Raw genomic sequence first — 922 nt, forward strand, 5'->3', positions numbered from 1 at the left:
TCGTCTTGATGATTCGCCACAGGCGGGACTCTATAGTCGGTCTGATCATTGATCTGGTGGCAGGTCGAGGTGAGCTGACGGATGCGGCGTGGGAGCGAATAGAGCCCTTGTTGCCGCGGGTGGGCGGGCACGGTCGTCCGTGGCGTGATCCACCGGCAGGTGGTCAACGGGGTGCTGTGGCGGCTGCGGACCGGGGCTCCGTGGCGCGATCTGCCCGAGCGGTACGGCCCCTGGCAGACCGTCTACGAGCGGTTCGCCCGCTGGGAAGCGGACGGGACCTGGGCGAAGCTGCTGGAACACGTCCAGGTCCGCGACGACGCAATGGGCCGGGTGGAGTGGACCGTCGCTGTCGACTCCACGATCAACCGAGCTCACCAGCACGCGGCCGGCGCCCGTAAAAAGGGGCCGCGTGCGGGGATGAACCGGAAGATCCGGGCCACTCGCAGGCGCGCCAGGCCCTCGGCCGATCCCGGGGCGGGCAGACCACCAAAGTTCATCTCGCCGTCGACGGCCGCGGCCTCCCGCTGTCCATCACCCTCACACCCGGCAACGTCAACGACGCCACCGGCCAACCGCCTGCGACGTGGAACCCGCGGCGGCCGCCCACCCGCCTTCGACAAGGAGATCTACCGCGATCGCAACGTGGTCGAACGATGCTTCGCCCGCCTCAAGCAGTTCCGTGCGATCGCAACCAGGTTCGACAAACTCGCCACCCGTTACCGGGCCGAAGTCGTTCTGGCCTCGCTGATCCTCTGGCTTCGCGAAGCAACCAGGTGATCATTTGTCAGACAGGCCCTAAGGCGTGTCCGCAAAGTCATGGGAGCCATAGCCGCAGGCAGGCGAGGGTGACCAGGGATTGGTAGTGGCGGGCTCGTTTGTCGTAACGGGTGGCGAGGGCCTTGTTCTGCTTGAGGCGGTTGAA

Annotated in this window: 2 pseudogenes; one reads left to right on the forward strand and one right to left on the reverse strand. The window is 66.6% G+C overall.

The features are described from left to right. Positions 1-8: 8 nt before the first annotated feature. A pseudogene (locus EF903_RS33065) lies at positions 9-799 on the forward strand (IS5 family transposase). Between the two features lie 15 nt (positions 800-814). On the opposite strand, the pseudogene EF903_RS33070 reads toward EF903_RS33065, so the two are convergent. Further along, positions 815-922, reverse strand: a pseudogene (locus tag EF903_RS33070) (IS5/IS1182 family transposase); the annotation flags it as partial.

The organism is Streptomyces sp. WAC05292, assembly GCF_003949955.1.
In the GTDB taxonomy this organism is placed as follows: domain Bacteria; phylum Actinomycetota; class Actinomycetes; order Streptomycetales; family Streptomycetaceae; genus Streptomyces; species Streptomyces globosus.